Genomic DNA, 17715 nt, shown 5'->3' on the forward strand with positions numbered 1-17715 from the left:
TCGTTAAAGGGTACTAACTGCTTCCATATCCCCCGCCTGGGCTTCGCCGGTTTGTACGCGCCACTGGGCGGCATAGTGGCCGTTAGCCGCCAGTAGGCTAGAGTGGCTGCCCCGCTCAGCCACTTGGCCTTTCTCGATCACCACAATCTCATCGGCATGCACGATGGTTGAAAGCCGGTGAGCAATCATAATCACCGTGCGGCCATGGGCGATGCGCTTGAGCGAGCGCTGAATGGCGGCTTCGGTTTCGTTGTCCACCGCGCTGGTGGCTTCGTCCAGCACTAGTATCGGTGGGTCTTTAAGTAGCGCCCTTGCTAAAGAGAGCCGCTGGCGTTGGCCGCCAGAAAGCCGCACGCCCCGCTCCCCTACTGGCGTATCCAACCCTTGGGGCAGCGTCTCGATAAAGCTCCACGCTTCGGCGGTTTTGGCGGCATCGATAATAGCGGCTTCGTCGGCATCGGGCTTACCGTAGGCGATATTGTCGCGAATGCTGCCTTCAAATAGGTAAACGTCTTGGCTCACCAAGCCAATCGACTGACGCAGTGAGTTCATGCTGACGCCAGTGATGAGCTGGCCGTCAATCAGCACTCGTCCGCTTTCCGGGTCGTAGAAGCGCAGCAGCAGTTTGATAAGGGTCGATTTACCCGACCCCGTCGCCCCCACCAGCGCCAAGGTATTACCAGCGGGTACGTGTAGCTGAATGCCATCGACACCGACCAGGCTGGTAGCGTAGTGAAAGCTCACATTATCAATCGTCACTTCGCCTCGCACCGGCTGAGCAAGCGGTGTGGTGCTATCGTCTTTAACGGTGATAGGCACTTCCAGTAGATCAAGAATCCGCCGCGTACTGGCCATGGCGCGCTCGAACAGGTCGATCACCTGAGCCAAGCCGGTGAGCGGCCAGAGCAGCCGCTGGGTCAGAAATACCAGTACGCCATAAGCACCCACATTTAGCGAGCCGTTGAGCGCCATCATGCCGCCGACGGTAAACGTGGCAAGAAAACCGGCCAAAATAGCCATGCGAATAACGGGAATAAACGCAGAGCTGACCTTGATCGCTCGACGGTTGGCTTCCACATAGGCTTCACTGGCATCGCGCAGGCGCTCGGCTTCGCGATCCTCACTGGTAAAACTTTTAATCGTGGCAATGCCGCTAAGGTTGTTGGATAACCGGCTGGCCAAATCTCCAACTTTCTCACGCACATCGCTATACAGCGGCCCGGCCTTGCGCTGGAAGAAAAACGCGCCCCAGATAATCAGCGGAATAGGCGTGAACGCCAGCAACGCAATGAGTGGCGAAAGCACAAAGAAAACGGCGCCTACCGCCACCACGGTGACGACTACCTGAATTAGTGCATTGGCGCCGCCATCCAAAAAGCGCTCGAGCTGATTGACGTCATCGTTCATGGTGGCCACTAACTGGCCGGAGCTTTTCGATTCAAAGAACGCCATATCCAGACGCTGGGCGTGCTCATAGGTATCCTGGCGCATATCCGCCTGCAGCCGTTGGGCTAAGTTGCGCCATAGAACTTGGAATAAGTACTCGAATAACGACTCCCCCGCCCAGATAAAGAACGTCAATACCGCCAACATGGTGATCTGCTGTTGTGGCGTTTCAAACCCTAGGCTTGCGACAAAACTTTGTTCTTGGTTAACCACTACATCGATGGCAACACCAATCAGAATCTCTGGGGCAATATCAAACAACTTGTTGATAACTGAACAGGCGGTGGCGGCAGCAATGCGCCGCCGATAGCCTTTGGCATAGCGCAGTAGCCGCACCAATGCTTGAAAACTGTGTGAAGGAGAAGACACAAGCGTTCCTTTCTTAAATTTTTTGTAGGCAAACGATAGACTTAACTAGGCACCTACCCGGGAACGCCGCACATTGGCAAGCAACGGGCTGCCGGTATCAGGGTCAGTTAATAGGGTGCACTCTACTTGATAAAGTGTTCGGACTAAATCTGGCGTAACCACCACGGCGGGTGGGCCTTCCGCAACGATCTGACCTTCGCGCATGGCGATTAGATGGTCGGCGTAACGACAGGCGCTAGCAAGATCATGCAACACCATCACCACAGTGCGGCCATGATGGGCAAGGTGCTTGACCAGTTCGAAGACTTCGATCTGGTGGCCAAGGTCCAATGCCGAGGTGGGTTCATCGAGAAGCAACAGCGGGGTTTGCTGGGCGATGGTCATGGCGATCCAGGCCCGCTGACGCTGGCCGCCGGAAAGCGCATCAATCGGCCGGTCGGCGAGTTGCTCAAGCCCTGCCGCTGCCAACGCGTGTTGTACCACGCGCTGATCTTCCGCCGACCACTGGCGCAGCCAGCCTTGATGGGGCTGTCTGCCAAAGCGAATTAGCTCAGTGACGGTTAAGCCCTCCGGCGCCATCGCCTCCTGGGGTAACAGCGCCAATTGAGTGGCCAACTGACGAGTAGGCAGGCGCTGAATATCGGCACCATCCAGTAATACAGCTCCGCTATCGGGCTTATGCAAACGGGCAAGCCCAGCCAGCAGCGTTGATTTACCGCAGCCGTTGGGGCCAACAATGGCGGTGACTTGGCCACTGGGCAGGGAGATATCCAAGCCTTCAATCACTTGGCGAGTTCCATAACTCATGCCCAGTGATTGAGTCGCCAGTGAAGGCAGGGGGGATGTCGGGGCTTGGCTCATGTGAAGCTCCGTTGAGGGCGCATTAATATCCATAGCAGCCAGGGCCCGCCGACCACAGCCGTAACGATACCGACCGGAATCTCGATAGGCGCCAGCAGCGTGCGCCCGGCTAGGTCTGCAAGCACCATCACCAGCGCGCCCGACAGCGTCGCCGCCAAAATGGGTACGCTGCGTGAACTGGAAAGTGAACGGGCAATTTCGGGCCCAATGAGCCCCACCATGCCGACCGGCCCGGCGACCGCTACCGCCAAGGCAGTCAGCGCTACCGACAGCAGCAGCACTTCCCGGCGTCGACGTTTAATATTAACTCCCAAACCGCTAGCGGTGGCATCCTTAAAACGTAACAGTGTTAGCGAACGTGCTAGTGCCAGCGCGGTTGCTAATCCGAGACCTAATCCCAACATCAGTAACTGCAGTGCGCCTATGGGGCGGGCATTCAATGACCCCACGGTCCATGGGTAGGCGGCATTGGCGGTGTCGATCGCTACACGGGCAAGTAACAACTGAGTGATCGCCCCAAACACGGCGCCAACACCTATTCCCGCCACGATAAAGCGATATCCCTGAGTACCACTACCTGCCGCAAGGCCAAAGGTAAGTACTGCGGCAGTAGTTGCCCCCGCCAATGCCATGGCTGGGGGCGCAATGGAAAAGCCGACCCCGACGATTGATGCCACGGCAAACGCCGTCGCACCATTATCAATACCGATAATACCGGGGGTAGCCAAGCGATTTCGGGCTAGCGTTTGCATGAGTATGCCTGCCAATGCAAAGGCAGCACCTGTGAAGCAGGCAGCGGTTAAACGTGGCAACCGTAGCTCTTGCACGACAAAGTTTGCCATCATGTCAGCGTTGCCAAGTAGCGCCTGTAGCACCGCCCCTGGCGCCACCTTAACGCTGCCTAGGCTTAGATAAAGCATACAAGCGAGCAACAGCGTGACTAACAGGCCAAGGTTAACCACGACCGCACGCTGTTCGAACAACAGGCTGTTTGCGCCGTGTCGGCTTCGCCAAGCTAACCGCCAGTAGCCTTGCGGTGACGGTACGCTGCCATTTTCGCCTTCGTGTGCCTGATCGTCACAAGCGCAAGGCATAGCAATGGTTCTATCTGATGAGGAATGAATAGCAGACGAACGGATAGATGTGGCTTTCATGAACCAACTCATAACATCGGTAAGCGACGTGCACGCACGACGGCTATCAGTACGGGCGCACCACAAAGCGCAGTAAGCACTCCCAATGGAAGCTCCGAAGGAGCAACCACCACACGCGAAATAATATCAGCCGCCAGCACAATTAACGGACCAATGGGCAGGCAGAACCACAGCGTGCGGCGAATATCCGGCCCAGCAAAAGCGCGCGCAACAAACGGTACCACCAGCCCCACAAACGCAATTGGACCGGCGATGGCAGTCGCTGCACCGACTAAAAGCGCCACGCAAGCCACGACCAGCCAACGAATGAGATTAGGGTGATGGCCTAACCCAGACGCAACACGCTCGCCTAGAGCCAGTGCGGCAAGGGGGCGGGCAACCAAAGCGACCACGATCGCCGCGAGCAGTATACTGGGTAGCACGGCAATCAGGTCATCGAGGCGTCGCCCGGCTAAACTGCCAATGACCCAGAAACGAATTTCATCAGCGGCACGTTGATCATAAAGCAGTATTAACGATGTAAGTGACGCTAATAGACCAGAGAAGGCAGCCCCGGCGAGCACTAGGCGTATAGGGTCGTTACCGACACCACGAAAGCGCGCCACGCTCAAAACGCAAACGCAGCCCACTAAGGCACCTAACTGTGCAACTGAAATGCGCAGAGTAGCGGCACTGGCGCCCAGCACTAAGGCAAGCGCCACGGCAAAAGCTGCGCCAGCACTCACCCCTAACAGCCCCGGCTCGGCCAAGGGGTTACGCGCTACCGCCTGCAGTAGCGCACCCGATGCACCTAATGCCATACCAACCACAATACCGATTAATGTTCGCGGTGCACGCAGTTCCCAAATCACGAAGCGTGCTTCGCTGTCGTGCTCGCCGAAGAGCATCGCTAACGCCCTTAAGGGGCCAACACTGCCCGCTCCGATCAACAAACTAACCACACTCACCGCCATAAGGGCGGTGAGTAATAGCAACATTAGGGTACGGGGAGTGGCACGCCTGGTAACGTTAGGCGTTGCAAAACGTGGAACCGTCACGGCAACAAGGCAGCCTCTATATCATCAAGAATCGCTTGGGCAGCTAATGGGCCATTAGCACTGCTCCACAGTTGGCCGTTAACAGGCACTACTTGTTCTTGCTGAACCACATTAAGCCGAGTAAACGCAGGGCTTTGTTTTGCCGCGTCTAATGCTGCTCGGCCATCTTCGTTAAGAGTGGCCAGGAAGAGCCAGTCACCGTCTACTTGAGAGAGGTTCTCCAGACTGAGAACATCGCTGTGTACGCCACGCTCGCCAATCAGATCTGCGCCCTGGACATCAAGGCCGATCTGCTCTAACAGCCCTGTCGCGATCAGGTTTTCCGACATTACCATCGGGCCTCCGGGCATCCATCGGACTAAAAAGGCCGTTCCGCTGACATTGGCATCCACTAACGCTTCTGCGAGTGCCGACGTTCGCTGGTCAACTGCATTGATAGCGTCTTCAATGGCGTCTTCACGGTTTAACGCTTCACCGTAAAGACGCGCTTCAGCTTTCCAGTTATCAGCAGCGAGCGGCTGAGAATGCGGCACTACGGTCGGCGCAATGCGAGAAAGCAGTTGATACTGCTCGTCCGGTAGCTGTGCTGGCGCCAGAATCAGATCGGGCTGCTGCGCCAGCACGGCTTCAATATTAATCTCGCGGACCACGCCCATAATAGCGGGACGATCTTCGCCTAAATGCGCTTCCACGTACTCAGCCACGTTGTCACCACCGCGCGTGGTCACTGCTCCCAGGGGCGTTATACCAGCGGCCAAAGAGGCATCTAACGCCCCTTCGTACAGCGTGACCACACGTTCCGGTGTGCCTTCCACTTCTACGTCGCCATAAGCGGTATCCAGCGTACGTGCCTGAGCGGCACTCACCAATAATCCACTCATTAGTAGTACCACAATGCTATTGCGTAACGTAGCGGCCCGCATAAAGTGTCCTCGCTGTTGAATTGAACAGAATAGTAACGATTATCAAAAGCACTTGCATCAACATTCCTGCGAATACAGCGTTCCATACCACGCAACACCTAACTGGAACCGCTCTTCCAGAGCACTAGGTTTCAAAAAACGCAACATAGCGTTCCACGAAACTGTTTCGCATTTGGGAACTATTGTTTTTAGACTCACAACCTTATTTGATAATAACTATCATTAACAAGCTAACTGCTTTATCTGGGGATGTCCATGCCACGCTTTACTCGCTCTGCTCTGGCCAGTGCTATTGCTCTCACTATTTCTACCGGAGCAGCTACCGCTCAAGAAAATCAACAGTTGGACAATATTGTTGTCTCGGCTAGCGGGTTTGAACAGGCCATGGTTGAAGCACCTGCCAGCATTTCCGTAATCTCCCGCGAGGAACTGGCACGTCAACGGGTAACAAGTATTGCCGATGCCCTGCGCGACGTTGAAGGCGTCGATGTTGGTGGGTCGGTGGGTAAAACCGGCGGTAGCAATATTAGTATCCGAGGGATGCCCAGCGACTATACGCTGATTCTGATTGACGGCCGCCGCCAGAACACCGCAGGCAGCGTGACACCCAACGGCTTTGGTGAAACATCGACCAGCTTCTTCCCGCCTGTCTCTAGCATTGAGCGCATTGAGGTAATACGTGGGCCGATGTCGACCCTGTATGGCTCCGATGCCATGGGTGGCGTGATCAACATCATTACCCGCAAGGTCAACCGTGATTGGACGGGTTCGATTGGCGTTGAAAACACCTTCAATCAAGACCGCGACTTTGGCGACCGCCGTGAGATCAACCTCTATACCAGCGGCCCGCTAATTGAAGATACACTGGGTGTGCAGTTGCGTGGACGTTTTTATGAGCGCGATGCATCCGAACTTGTTTATAGCGACGAGAATGGTGACCCGATCGAGGTGAGCCAACGCGGCCCAAGCCCTGTTGAGGGTGATACGTATAACCTGGGCGGCAAGCTAACCTGGACGCCAACGGACAATCATGACCTGTGGCTCGATGGTGAAGTTAACCGCCAGCGCTACAACAACGACGAATGCCAGCTAGGCACCCTTGATGGCCGAACGCGCAGTTGCGCACCAGACCCTGGCAACGCTACTGGCTATTCAGATGAACTTCGTTTCGAGCGTGAACAGATTGCGATAGGTCATACCGGACGCTTTGTATCAGGTACCTTGGAAACCAGCCTGATGCGCAATACCACCGAAACCAAAGGGCGCACCATTCCAGGTACAGTGGGTGAGGCTTACGAAGGTTTCCCAAGCATTATTGGCGGCGCGCCACGTGAGTTGGAAACCACCAATACGGTGCTGGATAGCAAATTCATCATGCCGCTTGGCGATCACATGACGACGCTGGGTATGCAATGGTGGGATGCGGAACTTGACGACGGCCTTGCTGGGAAAACCTTTGAGCAAACCACCTGGTCGCTATTTGCAGAAGACGAATGGATGCTGCGGGACGACCTGGCGCTCACCCTGGGCGGTCGTTACGACCACCACGATGCCTTTGGCAGCCAGTTTAGCCCACGCGGCTATCTAGTATGGAACACCACGCCTGAGTGGACGTTAAAAGGCGGCGTCAGCCGTGGTTACAAGACGCCGTCGCTCAACGACCTGCACGATGGTATTAACGGCGTAACCGGCCAAGGCACCGTGCTTACTATTGGCAACCCTGATCTTGAACCTGAAACCAGCACTAGTAGTGAAATTGGCGCGCATTACGACAGCCAGCAAGGGTTTACTGCCAGCGCGACGCTATTCCACAACCAGTTTGATGATAAAATCTCGCGAGGCGGCGAAATTCTGGTAGAGAACGACCCCCTCATTCCCGATGGTTTTTACGATCAAGATATTAATATTGACGAAGCGATTACCCAAGGCGTCGAGCTTTCTGCAGGCTATCAATTCAACCCGGACTGGCGCTTGAACGCCAATTACACCTACACCGACAGTGAACAGCAAAGCGGTGAAAACGAAGGCGACCCACTCACCGACACACCAGAGCACGCCGTGAACGCCACGTTGCGCTGGCAAACCACGGCCAAACTGGACACTTGGCTCTCAGCGGAGTACCGCAGCGAACGCTACCGTAACCGCGAGAGCGTACGCGGTGCTCCCTCCTATGATGACTTGGGCGACTTTAAAGCGTATTCACTGTTTCACCTGGGCGGTAATTACGCGGTGACCGACAGCCTTAACCTAAGCGCGACGATTTATAACTTGTTCGACAAGGACTTTGTCGACTATCACGGCTATGCATCCACCGACCGTGCGGGCAACCCACAAACCAGCTATGGCAACCGCTACGCCAATAGCGAAGAAGGCCGCCGTCTGTGGTTGTCAGCCCGTTACGAGTTCTAATCAGCGCGAACTCTCAAGTTTCAATGACTGTTTCGATGCTCTCCCTCTACCCCGGCCATGCGCCGGGGCTTTTTTTAGTTAATAACCTTAGTTCGCTCGCAATAAAAAAGCGGCTATCGCTGGATAGCCGCTGTTGTATGGCACTTCTGACTTGAACGCTGGGTTTAGAAGGCGATGTTGAGGCCTAGCCAAACCCGACGACCATCTTCCACATAACCGTATTCGTCGTAGTCGATCTCTTCATCGAATAGGTTGTAGATACCCGCATTTAGCTTGGTACTTTCATTCAACTGGTAGCCGATACCGGAATCCACAAAGGTATAAGAGGGGGCTACTGTCGCACTTTGCGAGGGGCCAGTGTTGGGCTGACTCTCTTCGCCACGGTAGGTCACTTTGGTCCACTGGCTCAGCTTGGCAGAGACTTGCCAATCTAACGACGCCGATACCTGATGGCGAGGAAGTTGAGTTAACGGCTCGCCCGCATACTCACCGCTTTTTTGCTCGCTATCGGTGAAGGTATAGCTGGCTGTTAGCCTAACCGCCTCGCCTAGCGGCGCCGCTAAGCTTGCCTCTACTCCTTGGGTGACCGCTTCATCGACATTGACTCGCGTATTAGTATTAAGATTACCATCATCGTCTATATCAAACTGCGTTGCGGCTGGACACTCTGTTGTCGATAAGCCTACGGCTGTGCATCGCAACCGTGTGATCTTGTCTTCAAAGTCATTATGGAACACCGTGATGCTGCCGCTCAGGCCATTGTCACCTGCATACAGCAAACTAATTTCTTTATTGAGCGAAGTTTCTGGCTCTAGATCAGGATTACCATAGGTCGTACCACCGCGACTAATAGCCCCCCAGTCGGAAGTGATTTCACGCAGGTTGGGCGAACGGTAACCGGTCGAGAGCCCCCCTTTCAGCGTCCAGTCCGGCGTCATGTTCCACACGCTGTAAAGCCGCGGGCTTAAGTGACTACCATAGTTTTCATCATCGTCTATGCGAAGACCACCGGTCAGCGCAACATCCTCCGCCAGCATCCACTCGTCTTCGACAAACAGTGCCCGCTGGTTATGCTCCACGGTGGTGCGATCGGAAATCTGGTTAGTGGTACTGTCGTCCAGCGACTCTTCCTCATAGCTGGCCCCCACGGTCAGCATGTGTCTACCCAGCGGCACCACTGCGCTGGTCTTGGCCGTGGTGTTGGTGATATCGATATCGCGGGAATCATTTTCGCTGCGCTCACGTTGCACAAACGTTTCACTGGTGCCCCAGGCAAAACGACCGTTATGTGTCAGCGCAACGTGCTGATTAGTATAATCGTTGTAGCTGTCACTACAGCCCCCACGGCAGCCTTCCGATGCAGCGGAGCGTCCCATCAGTGATGTGCGATCCTGCTCGGTCACGCCGGCCTCAGCGGTGAAATCGTGGTTGTCACTCGCGGCCAAGCTTAACCGCGCCGTAAGGCTTTGCAGGCTTTTATCTTCATAACCGTTAAGGATATTGTCTTCGTCGCGCTGAGAGGTGCGCCCGTAAAGCTGAAGGCCTAACCGTTCTCCCACCAAGGGGCCGCTAAGATAAAAGTTAGCTTGGCGGCTGTCGCCAGAGTCGCTGTTTTCCTGAAGCACGGTGTCGAGTTGAACGTTACCGTGCCACTCCTGCGCAACCTTGCGGGTAATCACGTTAATGACACCGCCGATGGCATCGGAGCCGTAGAGCGTCGACATTGGCCCACGCACCACTTCAATACGCTCAATGGCCTGTAGCGGCGGCAGCCAGTCTTGCTCAAACCCGGCACTACCATTGGGCCGGGACTCACGGGAATTTTGCGGACGACCATCCACCAAAATCAGCGTGTACTGAGAGGGCATACCGCGGATAGAAATATCATGGCCGTTATCACCTGCCCCGCCACCAGTAATAATGACGCCAGGTACATCGCGCAGAGCATCGGTAACATTTTGATAGTGGCCCCGCTCTAATTCTTCCCGGGAAACCACACTGATAGAGGCCGGTGCATCGGTAATTTGTTGCTCAAAGCCTGACGCAGTAACGACCATATCGTCTAAGTGAGATGTTTCTTGGGCCCAAGCACTAGCAGCAATTGAAGAGATCGCAGTGGCCAGCAATGTACGATGTAAAGAGGGAAACATAACAGCATCCTTCAGGTGAGTGAGCAACCGCTCCATAAATGCGAATTATTAGCATTTGTATTTTTGCACACTCTTTACACAATAGGGTGAGACGGTACGTTCAACATACCGGAACACAAATGCCTATTATTTTCATTCGCACCGAACAGTGGCACAATTAGCGTTCACCTTTTTCCCGTGGGCCTAACCATGTATGACTTTGACGAACTCACTGCGTTTGCCGATGTGATGACCACGGGCAGTTTGACACGCAGCGCGCAAAAGCTTGGATTAGCCAAATCGACCCTAAGCCGACGAATCAGCCAACTTGAAACCCGGCTTAACCAGCCGCTGTTGCGGCGTCAAGCCAATCGCTTGATTCCTACCGAAGCAGGTTTGCTGTTTCACAATTACTGCACCGAGCTATTGGCGATGGCGGCCCATAGCCAGGAGGCGCTAGCTGAACTGCGTGAGGAGATCAGCGGTGAAATAACCCTTGAAGTCCACGGCGCCCTGGCGCGCAGTTGGTTAGCCAGTGCGATTGATGCCTTTTTAAATCGTCACCCGAAGGTAGAGCTAACACTGCACACCCGTGAGACGCCGCCGACGAAAATGCACAGCAACAGTGTGCATGTGTGGTTAGGGGCGACTCATGAATGTGGGCTAAACCAGGAGCGCTTGGGCCATTTAACCCGCGGGCTTTACGCCAGCCCCCGCTATTTAGCGAGCGCCGGAACGCCCAGTCACCCCGAAGAACTTAATCAGCATGCCTGGATAGACTTGCTGGGTTCATCGTCTAATGGGCTGCGGCTCGCTCATCCTGAACATGGCGAGTACACGTTTAACCCGCCCCGCTCACGGCTGCGAGTAGACCTCACCACCCTGCATATCGATGCCATTGCACGAAGTCAGGGCATAGGTCTGCTCGCTCATTGGTTAACTGCGAAGCGCGAACAGCATCACCCGGGTGAACTGATTAATTGCCTGTCCGGATGGGAACCGGTGCCTCTGCCTATCACGCTGCTCTACGCATACGGCCATCAATCACGCCGTACCCATGCGCTTTTAGAGTTTTTAAGAAGCCAAGTACCCACCCAATGGCGAGCAAAAACCGCTGCAGTTTAGGCTATTTCAAGCGCTTGCCTTGCCAGTTAGCCTACGCATTAAGGACAATAGGCGGCTAACGATTGCCAAGGACAGTAAATGCTTGCCGAACTTTTTGCCGTCATGGCGCCTGTGCTTGCCGGTGCAGGGCTTGGCTATTTATGGGTACGCCTAGGCCACCCCTATCCGGTCGACTTCATCACCCGGCTAGTATTTAACATTGGGACACCTTCGCTGGTGTTAGCTTCTCTGGCGGGTGCAGATATTGATGCGGCCACCTTCGGCCAGACCATGCTGGCCGCATCGCTGGTCATTATCTGCATGGGTGCAGCCACCTTTCTAGTGGCGAAACTGCTGCGCCGAAGCTGGCGAGTGTTAATTGCGCCTATGATGTACCCCAATACCGGCAACATGGGCTTACCGGTGGTGCTTTATGCCTTTGGTAGTGCAGGTTTTGCCTACGGAATCACGGTTATGGTTACCGTATCGCTGTTTCAATTCACCCTGGGTGCTGCACTTAGCAGCCAAGGCAACCCGCTCAAAACCCTCGTTAAAACGCCTACGGTGTACGCCATTATTATTTCAATGGCGCTGCTGCTGACGGGCACTTCCCTGCCGCCCTGGCTGGCGAATACAGTCGATTTAATGTCTGGTTTTACGGTGCCTCTCATGCTCATAACCCTAGGCGTATCGCTGGCCAGCATTCAGGTGAAAAACCTGCGCTCAGGGCTTGGGTTTAGCTTGGTGCGCGTTCCCCTCGCGGCTGGGATCGCCTGGTTGATCGCTGGCTGGGTAGGCCTGCCGCCTTTGGCACAAAGCATTTTAGTAGTCCAGATGTGCATGCCGGTGGCGGTATTCAATTATCTTTTTGCTCAGCGCGCCCAGCGAGAACCTGCTTATGTCGCCAGCTTGGTGTTCTGCTCAACGCTGCTAGCGCTATTTTACCTGCCCGTGCTGCTCGCCCTGCTAATGTAAGCACTCTTTTCCAGACACGCTGTTTATTTACTGTTAGCGGAACCCCGGCGCGGGCGAAGAGTCACTGCTAAACTACCGGCAATAATGATGGGGATTAACACCACCAGAGGGAACGCTATGCAGTCTACAAACACGAGTAGCCCTACTCGCCGTTGGCTAATGATTGGGGTGCTAGGGGCAGGAATTTGTGGCCTTCCGCTGGCTTACGCTGCTAGCGATGACGTCATTTTGGAATCCTTGCAAACCGATCATTTAAACCTTTCCCTTGAACGTGTCGCTAATGGCTTTGAGCACCCTTGGGGGGTAGCGTTTTTACCCGACGGTCGCTATCTGGTGAGTGAACGCAGTGGACAGCTAAAACTCGTTGACCCTGCCAGTGGAGAAATAAGGACGCTCACAGGCATGCCAGATGTGAGCGTCCAGGGCCAGGGCGGTCTCTTAGATATAGCGTTACACCCTGATTTTGAGGGGCAAGATAGCGGTGGAGAAAACGATTGGATTTATTTCACCTGGAGCAAGCCCGATAGCGATGGTAATGGCAGCCGTTCAGCGCTATCGCGGGTAAAATGGCTGAATGGCGAGCTAGGCGAAGTAGAACACTTATTTGAACAGAGTCGCGCCTCAGGCCCTGGCCGCCACTACGGTTCGCGCTTGGCATGGCTGCCCGACGGCACGCTACTAATGAGTATTGGTGACCGTGGCAGTGAACCATCCCGCGCCCAAGCAAGCGACGACCATGCTGGGTCCACCCTACGTCTCACCGCCACTGGCGGCGTTCCGAATAACAACCCTTTTGTTGATGACCCCGATACCCTGGATGAAATTTACACCTTGGGTAATCGCAATATCCAAGGCATGACGGTACTTAGCAATGGTGAAGCATGGGTAACTGAACACGGCCCCCGCACCGGCGACGAGCTGAACCATATTGAAGCAGGCAATAACTATGGCTGGCCCGACGTAAGCCAAGGCAATGACTATGCGACCAATGAGCCGATTGGCAGAGATTCGTTGCCTGGCATGGTCGATCCGGTGTATGTATTTGAAGGACGCTTTGCCCCGGCTGGGCTTACGCAAGTTACCAGCGATGCCTATGGTGAATGGGAAGGTAATCTATTGGCCGGCGGGCTTAGCAGCGAAAAGCTACTTCGTTTGCGCATAGAAGATGGCGCCGTAGCCGAAGAAGAGCTCATACTGGAGGGAGAGATTGGTCGTATTCGGGAGGTTGCTCAAGGCCCGGACAATGCCATCTACTTGCTTACGGATGATCCTCAGGGTGGCCTTTATCGTCTGACGCCAACTCATTAATTGCGTCCTTTTCATTAGCTGACACTAAATTGTATTAATACCACCATGGACGCCGCATGCGACTTCGCAATTTAATTATTTTAACGGTAATTGTGCCGCTGTTTGTCATCCTCGTGGTATTTAGCTTAGTGGCCATTAAATCACTTGAGGATAATGTACGTTCAAAGCTACAAACGGAAGTAGAGATTATTACTCGCACGCTGAGCTCTTCGTTGAGCTATGCGGTTACTCCCGATAGCAGCACGCCACTCGAAGAAGCCCTGCAATCGGCCTTCTCCTTCCATCGCATTTATGGCGCCTATGTATTTGATACCCAGGGACGCGACATTTACGGACTAGGCCTTGGCAAAGATATTTTCAGCCAGGAAGAGATTCAACAGGTCATTGAACGCGATGATTTATATAGCAATTATCGCGAATACGAGGGTTGGAATTATTACTCTGCGTTGACACCTCTGCGCTCACAAGATGGCACAGTATATGGCGTACTGCAGGTTAATCGACTAAATACAGGCATTGAGAACTACACTGGCTTTATCAGCATTGTGGCCGTATTGGTGTTTGTGATCGGCGCAGCCGGGATCGTTTTTAGTATTTGGTGGGGATTTCGTCGCCATATTGAACGCCCGCTTAACCGGCTGCTTCACGTAATGCTACTGGTTGAAGATGGCGACCGCAGCCAACGCGCCACTGAAGACGGGCCTACCGAATATCGCCGTCTCGCTTCCGGGTTAAACGGCATGTTGGATGCGATGGCAGAAAAAGACCATGAAATAGAGGATCGTCAGCGACGCGAAATAGAGCTTGAAAAGGGCCTGCGAAAATCGAAAAAGCTCGCTGAACTAGGCGTACTTGCGGCAGGCGTCGCCCATGAGATAGGCGCGCCGCTAACGGTGATTAATGGGCAGGCCCAGCGCTTGGCTCGCCGTGAAGTCATTGGCGATGATGAACGCTCTCGGCTGGGGCGAATTCGTGGCGAAGTGGAACGTATCGTTGAAATTGTTCGCCAATTGATGGAATTAGGAAGACAGCATAACGTAGAGAAAGGCGAGCTAGCCCTAGATCAGCTTATTATGAGCGCCAGCGACCTCGTCGAAGAAGAGCTTGAACCACGTAATATTTGTTTAGACATTGAATTACCGTCGCCGACACCCAACTTATTCGCCAACGGCCAACAAATTGTACAAGTGCTATCCAATTTGCTGCGAAATGCGGCGCAAGCTCCCGAGGTAAGCCGCATCAGGGTGCGAGCCCAGCAACAAGAAAACGAACTAATATTGTGGGTGGAAGATGATGGACCGGGGATTCCCAGCGTCCATCATCATAAAGTATTCGATCCGTTTTTCACCACCAAACCCGTCGGCCAAGGCAGTGGTTTAGGACTCTCTATGGTACATCGCATTATTAACGACCACGGCGGCACAATCGGTGTGTTTGACAGCACCCTTGGCGGCGCTGGGTTTGAAATTACGCTCCCCCTTAGTGAAACCGTATCCGCGTGAGGACAACGTTTGTGACCCATCAGGAACACCTTTTACCTTTATTGGTAGTGGAAGATGACGCCGCTATACGTGAGCTATTAGAAGAAGAACTGCAGGATGCAGGCTATAAAACGCTTGGTGTGCCTAGTGCTGAAGAAGCTATCGCCTTATTGAGCCATACCACCGTCTCGCTGGTGATCACCGATGTGCGTTTGCCCGGCATGACGGGGATACAGTTACTCCAGCAGCTACGTCAAGCTGGCAGTGAGCTGGGCATTATCGTGATTACCGCTTTTGGCACCATTGACCAAGCTGTCGAGGCACTCAAGCTCGGGGCTGATGATTTTTTAACCAAGCCACTCGATTTGGATGCTATTCGAGAAGCGGTATTCCGGGTGCTTGAACGCCAGCGACTAGCGGTTTCTCACGATTCTGATATTAGTCATTTCCATGGCATTGTAGGTAAAAGCCAGGTCATGCAAGCTCTGTTTCATGATGCCTCCCGCCTTGCAAAAAGCGACGCTCCCATCTTGATACTAGGCGAAAGCGGCACCGGCAAAGAGCTACTCGCCCGCGCTATCCATCAAGAAAGCCCACGCAATGACCAACCATTCGTGCCGGTTAACTGTGCAAGCATTCCTGCCGACTTGATGGAGAGCGAATTCTTTGGTCATGTAAAAGGCGCTTTTACCGGTGCTAACGAAGCGCGCAAAGGGCTCTTCCACAGCGCCCATGGCGGCAGCCTTTTTCTAGATGAAATTGGTGAAATGCCTATCAATCTTCAGGCTAAGTTGCTTCGAGCGCTGCAGGAGAAAACCGTGCGCCCGGTGGGTGGAGAGCGAGAAGAGCCCGTGGACGTACGTATCATTGCCGCAACTCACCGTAACCTTGAAAAAGAGATCGAACAGGATAACTTCCGTAGCGACCTTTTTTACCGCCTGGAAACCTTTTCTCTACGCATCCCTCCGCTTCGCGAGCGCGGTGCTGACATTGAGCACCTTGTTTTTGCCCTTATCGACAAGCACTCAGAAGCACAAAGCAAGCAGATAGAGAAAATCGAACCCGAAGCACTTAATGATTTGCTGAACTACACCTACCCAGGCAACGTGCGCGAACTGGAAAATGCAATTATGCGGGCTGTCACATTGAGCGAAGACGGCTCACTCAGCCATAAAGACCTACCCGAACGGCTTCGCGAGCAAGCAACCTCGGAGTCCGGCACGCCGCTGGTGCCTACCTTAAATGGCGAAGTGTTGGCAGGAAGCCAAATGCCAACACCTCCACCGATCCGCTGGCCCAGCCTAGAAGAAGTCGAAAAGCGTTATATTAATAAAGTATTAGAAGCAACGGGGGGTAATAAGCGGCGTACGGCAGAGGTGCTGGGGATTGCCCGCAGGACCCTCTACCGCCGCCTCGAAGACAAAGAAGAATAATTAATGGCAATCAGGCGCGCTCAGCATATCTGCGCTAATTATGCTTACTCTGTTATGCCCTCGCCTGGCGCTTCAGCGGCGGGGTCACTATCTAGCGGCATTGGGCCGGTATTCAGAGGTTCTTGTTCTTCGGGTTGGGCATCTGTTTCAGGAGGAGCACTCTCGCCACACCCCGATAACGCGCCGACTGCCAATACTGTAATCAATAGGAAAGCATAAAACCGCATGTTGAATTTTAGTGACATCATGTCTTATTCACTCCTTAGTCAGCATCTACCAATATGTTTACGCTCCGACCTATTTAACATAGTGGCGATGCACTAGATTGCCAGATTAAACACCACTTTTAGCAAGCATGGGTTAAGTGCTTAGTGCTAAAAAAAAACCCCCGCGGGCGCGGGGGCGGAAAAGATGGTAAACCGTGTGGGGCAGCCGCAGGGAACAAACAGCTGAGCGATTTACCATCGTAGGGAGCGGTGCTTACTAGTTACTGGTTACTGGTCGAATTTTCGTCATCTTCGGCGCCAGGCATCGGATCAGTCCCTTCGCCAAAACCGGCTTCATCTTCATCTGAATTATTTCCGCCTTCTACAGGCTCATCCATCGTGTCTTCAGGCATATTCTCGTCCGACATGCCCTGACTTGATGCAGGCGCTTCAGAATCTGCGCCATTGTCTTGTGTCATTGAGCCTTCGGAGGCTGATTCTGCTTCTAAGCTAGAATCCTGCTGCGTCATAGGCTCTTCATTCATGCTGGGCTCAGGCTCTGAGGTGGCGTCTTGCTCCAACGGAGAAGGCTCTTCCGCAGGCACAGGCGGCTCTTCATCACCGCAACCCGCTAACGTAATGACGCTCGCTGCAGTTGCCATCATGCACAATGTTAACCAACGTGGGCGCTTAGTAATATGCTTACTCTCCATGTAGCCATACTGCTTGTCCATAATACCCACCTCCATTGCTAACACCGTTAATTACTCAATACTTCACCTACAACATATTCACCTACTAAATATTCTGTCTTACCAAATACTGCCTATCTGATTCGATAATTAACCTTGTACATGCAAAGGTAATACATTCAACCCCT

The 17715-nt window shown here is 53.8% G+C and carries 14 protein-coding genes; 6 read left to right on the forward strand and 8 right to left on the reverse strand.

Translation table 11 applies throughout. The features are described 5' to 3' along the window. Positions 1 to 3: 3 nt before the first annotated feature. From ACW44H_RS14410 to ACW44H_RS14430, 5 genes are all read right to left on the reverse strand, one after another. Positions 4 to 1815, reverse strand: coding sequence for an ABC transporter ATP-binding protein (locus ACW44H_RS14410; RefSeq protein WP_457505204.1), 1812 nt, complete (start codon positions 1813 to 1815; stop codon positions 4 to 6). Between the two features lie 45 nt (positions 1816 to 1860). Next, on the reverse strand, positions 1861 to 2676 hold the full coding sequence (locus tag ACW44H_RS14415) for an ABC transporter ATP-binding protein (protein ID WP_457505206.1): 816 nt from the start codon (positions 2674 to 2676) through the stop codon (positions 1861 to 1863). Next, a complete protein-coding gene (locus ACW44H_RS14420) occupies positions 2673 to 3770 on the reverse strand; it encodes a FecCD family ABC transporter permease (RefSeq protein WP_457509045.1) in 1098 nt (365 codons plus the stop codon). Before ACW44H_RS14420 ends, ACW44H_RS14415 begins: the two co-directional genes overlap by 4 nt. Positions 3771 to 3838: 68 nt before the next feature. Further along, positions 3839 to 4807 carry a FecCD family ABC transporter permease gene (locus ACW44H_RS14425; protein WP_457509047.1) on the reverse strand — a complete coding sequence of 323 codons (969 nt, stop codon included), beginning with the start codon at positions 4805 to 4807 and terminating at the stop codon, positions 3839 to 3841. Positions 4808 to 4863: 56 nt separating this feature from the next. Further along, a complete protein-coding gene (locus ACW44H_RS14430) occupies positions 4864 to 5790 on the reverse strand; it encodes an ABC transporter substrate-binding protein (protein ID WP_457505207.1) in 927 nt (308 codons plus the stop codon). A 255-nt stretch (positions 5791 to 6045) separates the two neighbouring features. Here ACW44H_RS14430 and ACW44H_RS14435 point away from each other — a divergent pair, with 255 nt between their 5' ends. Continuing rightward, positions 6046 to 8199, forward strand: coding sequence for a TonB-dependent receptor domain-containing protein (locus tag ACW44H_RS14435; protein ID WP_457505209.1), 2154 nt, complete (start codon positions 6046 to 6048; stop codon positions 8197 to 8199). 164 nt (positions 8200 to 8363) lie between these two features. Here ACW44H_RS14435 and ACW44H_RS14440 read toward each other — a convergent pair whose 3' ends face one another. Then, positions 8364 to 10349, reverse strand: a complete 1986-nt coding sequence (locus ACW44H_RS14440) for a ligand-gated channel protein (RefSeq protein ID WP_457505210.1) — start codon at positions 10347 to 10349, stop codon at positions 8364 to 8366. 189 nt (positions 10350 to 10538) lie between these two features. Here ACW44H_RS14440 and ACW44H_RS14445 point away from each other — a divergent pair, with 189 nt between their 5' ends. From ACW44H_RS14445 to ACW44H_RS14465, 5 genes are all read left to right on the forward strand, one after another. Next, the gene (locus ACW44H_RS14445) at positions 10539 to 11453 is read left to right on the forward strand and encodes a LysR family transcriptional regulator (RefSeq protein WP_457505211.1); all 915 of its coding nucleotides are present in this window, start codon (positions 10539 to 10541) and stop codon (positions 11451 to 11453) included. A gap of 78 nt (positions 11454 to 11531) precedes the next feature. Continuing rightward, the gene (locus ACW44H_RS14450; protein WP_457505212.1) at positions 11532 to 12407 is read left to right on the forward strand and encodes an AEC family transporter; all 876 of its coding nucleotides are present in this window, start codon (positions 11532 to 11534) and stop codon (positions 12405 to 12407) included. A 117-nt stretch (positions 12408 to 12524) separates the two neighbouring features. Further along, positions 12525 to 13715: a PQQ-dependent sugar dehydrogenase gene (locus tag ACW44H_RS14455; protein WP_457505213.1), complete on the forward strand. Its 1191-nt coding sequence runs from the start codon at positions 12525 to 12527 to the stop codon at positions 13713 to 13715. Between the two features lie 56 nt (positions 13716 to 13771). Beyond that, a complete protein-coding gene (locus tag ACW44H_RS14460; protein ID WP_457505215.1) occupies positions 13772 to 15217 on the forward strand; it encodes an ATP-binding protein in 1446 nt (481 codons plus the stop codon). An 11-nt stretch (positions 15218 to 15228) separates the two neighbouring features. Further along, positions 15229 to 16629 carry a sigma-54-dependent transcriptional regulator gene (locus ACW44H_RS14465; RefSeq protein ID WP_457505216.1) on the forward strand — a complete coding sequence of 467 codons (1401 nt, stop codon included), beginning with the start codon at positions 15229 to 15231 and terminating at the stop codon, positions 16627 to 16629. A gap of 44 nt (positions 16630 to 16673) precedes the next feature. Here the strand turns inward: ACW44H_RS14465 and ACW44H_RS14470 are convergent, their stop codons facing one another. Both ACW44H_RS14470 and ACW44H_RS14475 read right to left on the reverse strand, forming a co-directional pair. Continuing rightward, positions 16674 to 16877, reverse strand: a complete 204-nt coding sequence (locus tag ACW44H_RS14470; RefSeq protein WP_457505218.1) for a hypothetical protein — start codon at positions 16875 to 16877, stop codon at positions 16674 to 16676. Positions 16878 to 17116: 239 nt separating this feature from the next. Then, entirely contained in the window at positions 17117 to 17569 is a 453-nt protein-coding gene (locus ACW44H_RS14475) for a hypothetical protein (RefSeq protein WP_457505219.1), read from the reverse strand. Positions 17570 to 17715: the final 146 nt, after the last annotated feature.

It is taken from the genome of Vreelandella sulfidaeris Esulfide1 (assembly GCF_054072535.1).

What these genes read in the sequence shown, in the direction of transcription:
- ACW44H_RS14435 (WP_457505209.1), top strand. Translation starts at nt 6,046, where the DNA reads ATGCCACGCTTTACTCGCTCTGCTCTGGCCAGTGCTATTGCTCTCACT.
- ACW44H_RS14415 (WP_457505206.1), bottom strand. Translation starts at nt 2,676, where the DNA reads ATGAGCCAAGCCCCGACATCCCCCCTGCCTTCACTGGCGACTCAATCA.
- ACW44H_RS14460 (WP_457505215.1), top strand. Translation starts at nt 13,772, where the DNA reads ATGCGACTTCGCAATTTAATTATTTTAACGGTAATTGTGCCGCTGTTT.
- ACW44H_RS14475 (WP_457505219.1), bottom strand. Translation starts at nt 17,569, where the DNA reads ATGGACAAGCAGTATGGCTACATGGAGAGTAAGCATATTACTAAGCGC.
- ACW44H_RS14430 (WP_457505207.1), bottom strand. Translation starts at nt 5,790, where the DNA reads ATGCGGGCCGCTACGTTACGCAATAGCATTGTGGTACTACTAATGAGT.
- ACW44H_RS14440 (WP_457505210.1), bottom strand. Translation starts at nt 10,349, where the DNA reads ATGTTTCCCTCTTTACATCGTACATTGCTGGCCACTGCGATCTCTTCA.
- ACW44H_RS14450 (WP_457505212.1), top strand. Translation starts at nt 11,532, where the DNA reads ATGCTTGCCGAACTTTTTGCCGTCATGGCGCCTGTGCTTGCCGGTGCA.
- ACW44H_RS14455 (WP_457505213.1), top strand. Translation starts at nt 12,525, where the DNA reads ATGCAGTCTACAAACACGAGTAGCCCTACTCGCCGTTGGCTAATGATT.
- ACW44H_RS14420 (WP_457509045.1), bottom strand. Translation starts at nt 3,770, where the DNA reads ATGCCTTGCGCTTGTGACGATCAGGCACACGAAGGCGAAAATGGCAGC.
- ACW44H_RS14445 (WP_457505211.1), top strand. Translation starts at nt 10,539, where the DNA reads ATGTATGACTTTGACGAACTCACTGCGTTTGCCGATGTGATGACCACG.
- ACW44H_RS14425 (WP_457509047.1), bottom strand. Translation starts at nt 4,807, where the DNA reads ATGTTGCTATTACTCACCGCCCTTATGGCGGTGAGTGTGGTTAGTTTG.
- ACW44H_RS14470 (WP_457505218.1), bottom strand. Translation starts at nt 16,877, where the DNA reads ATGATGTCACTAAAATTCAACATGCGGTTTTATGCTTTCCTATTGATT.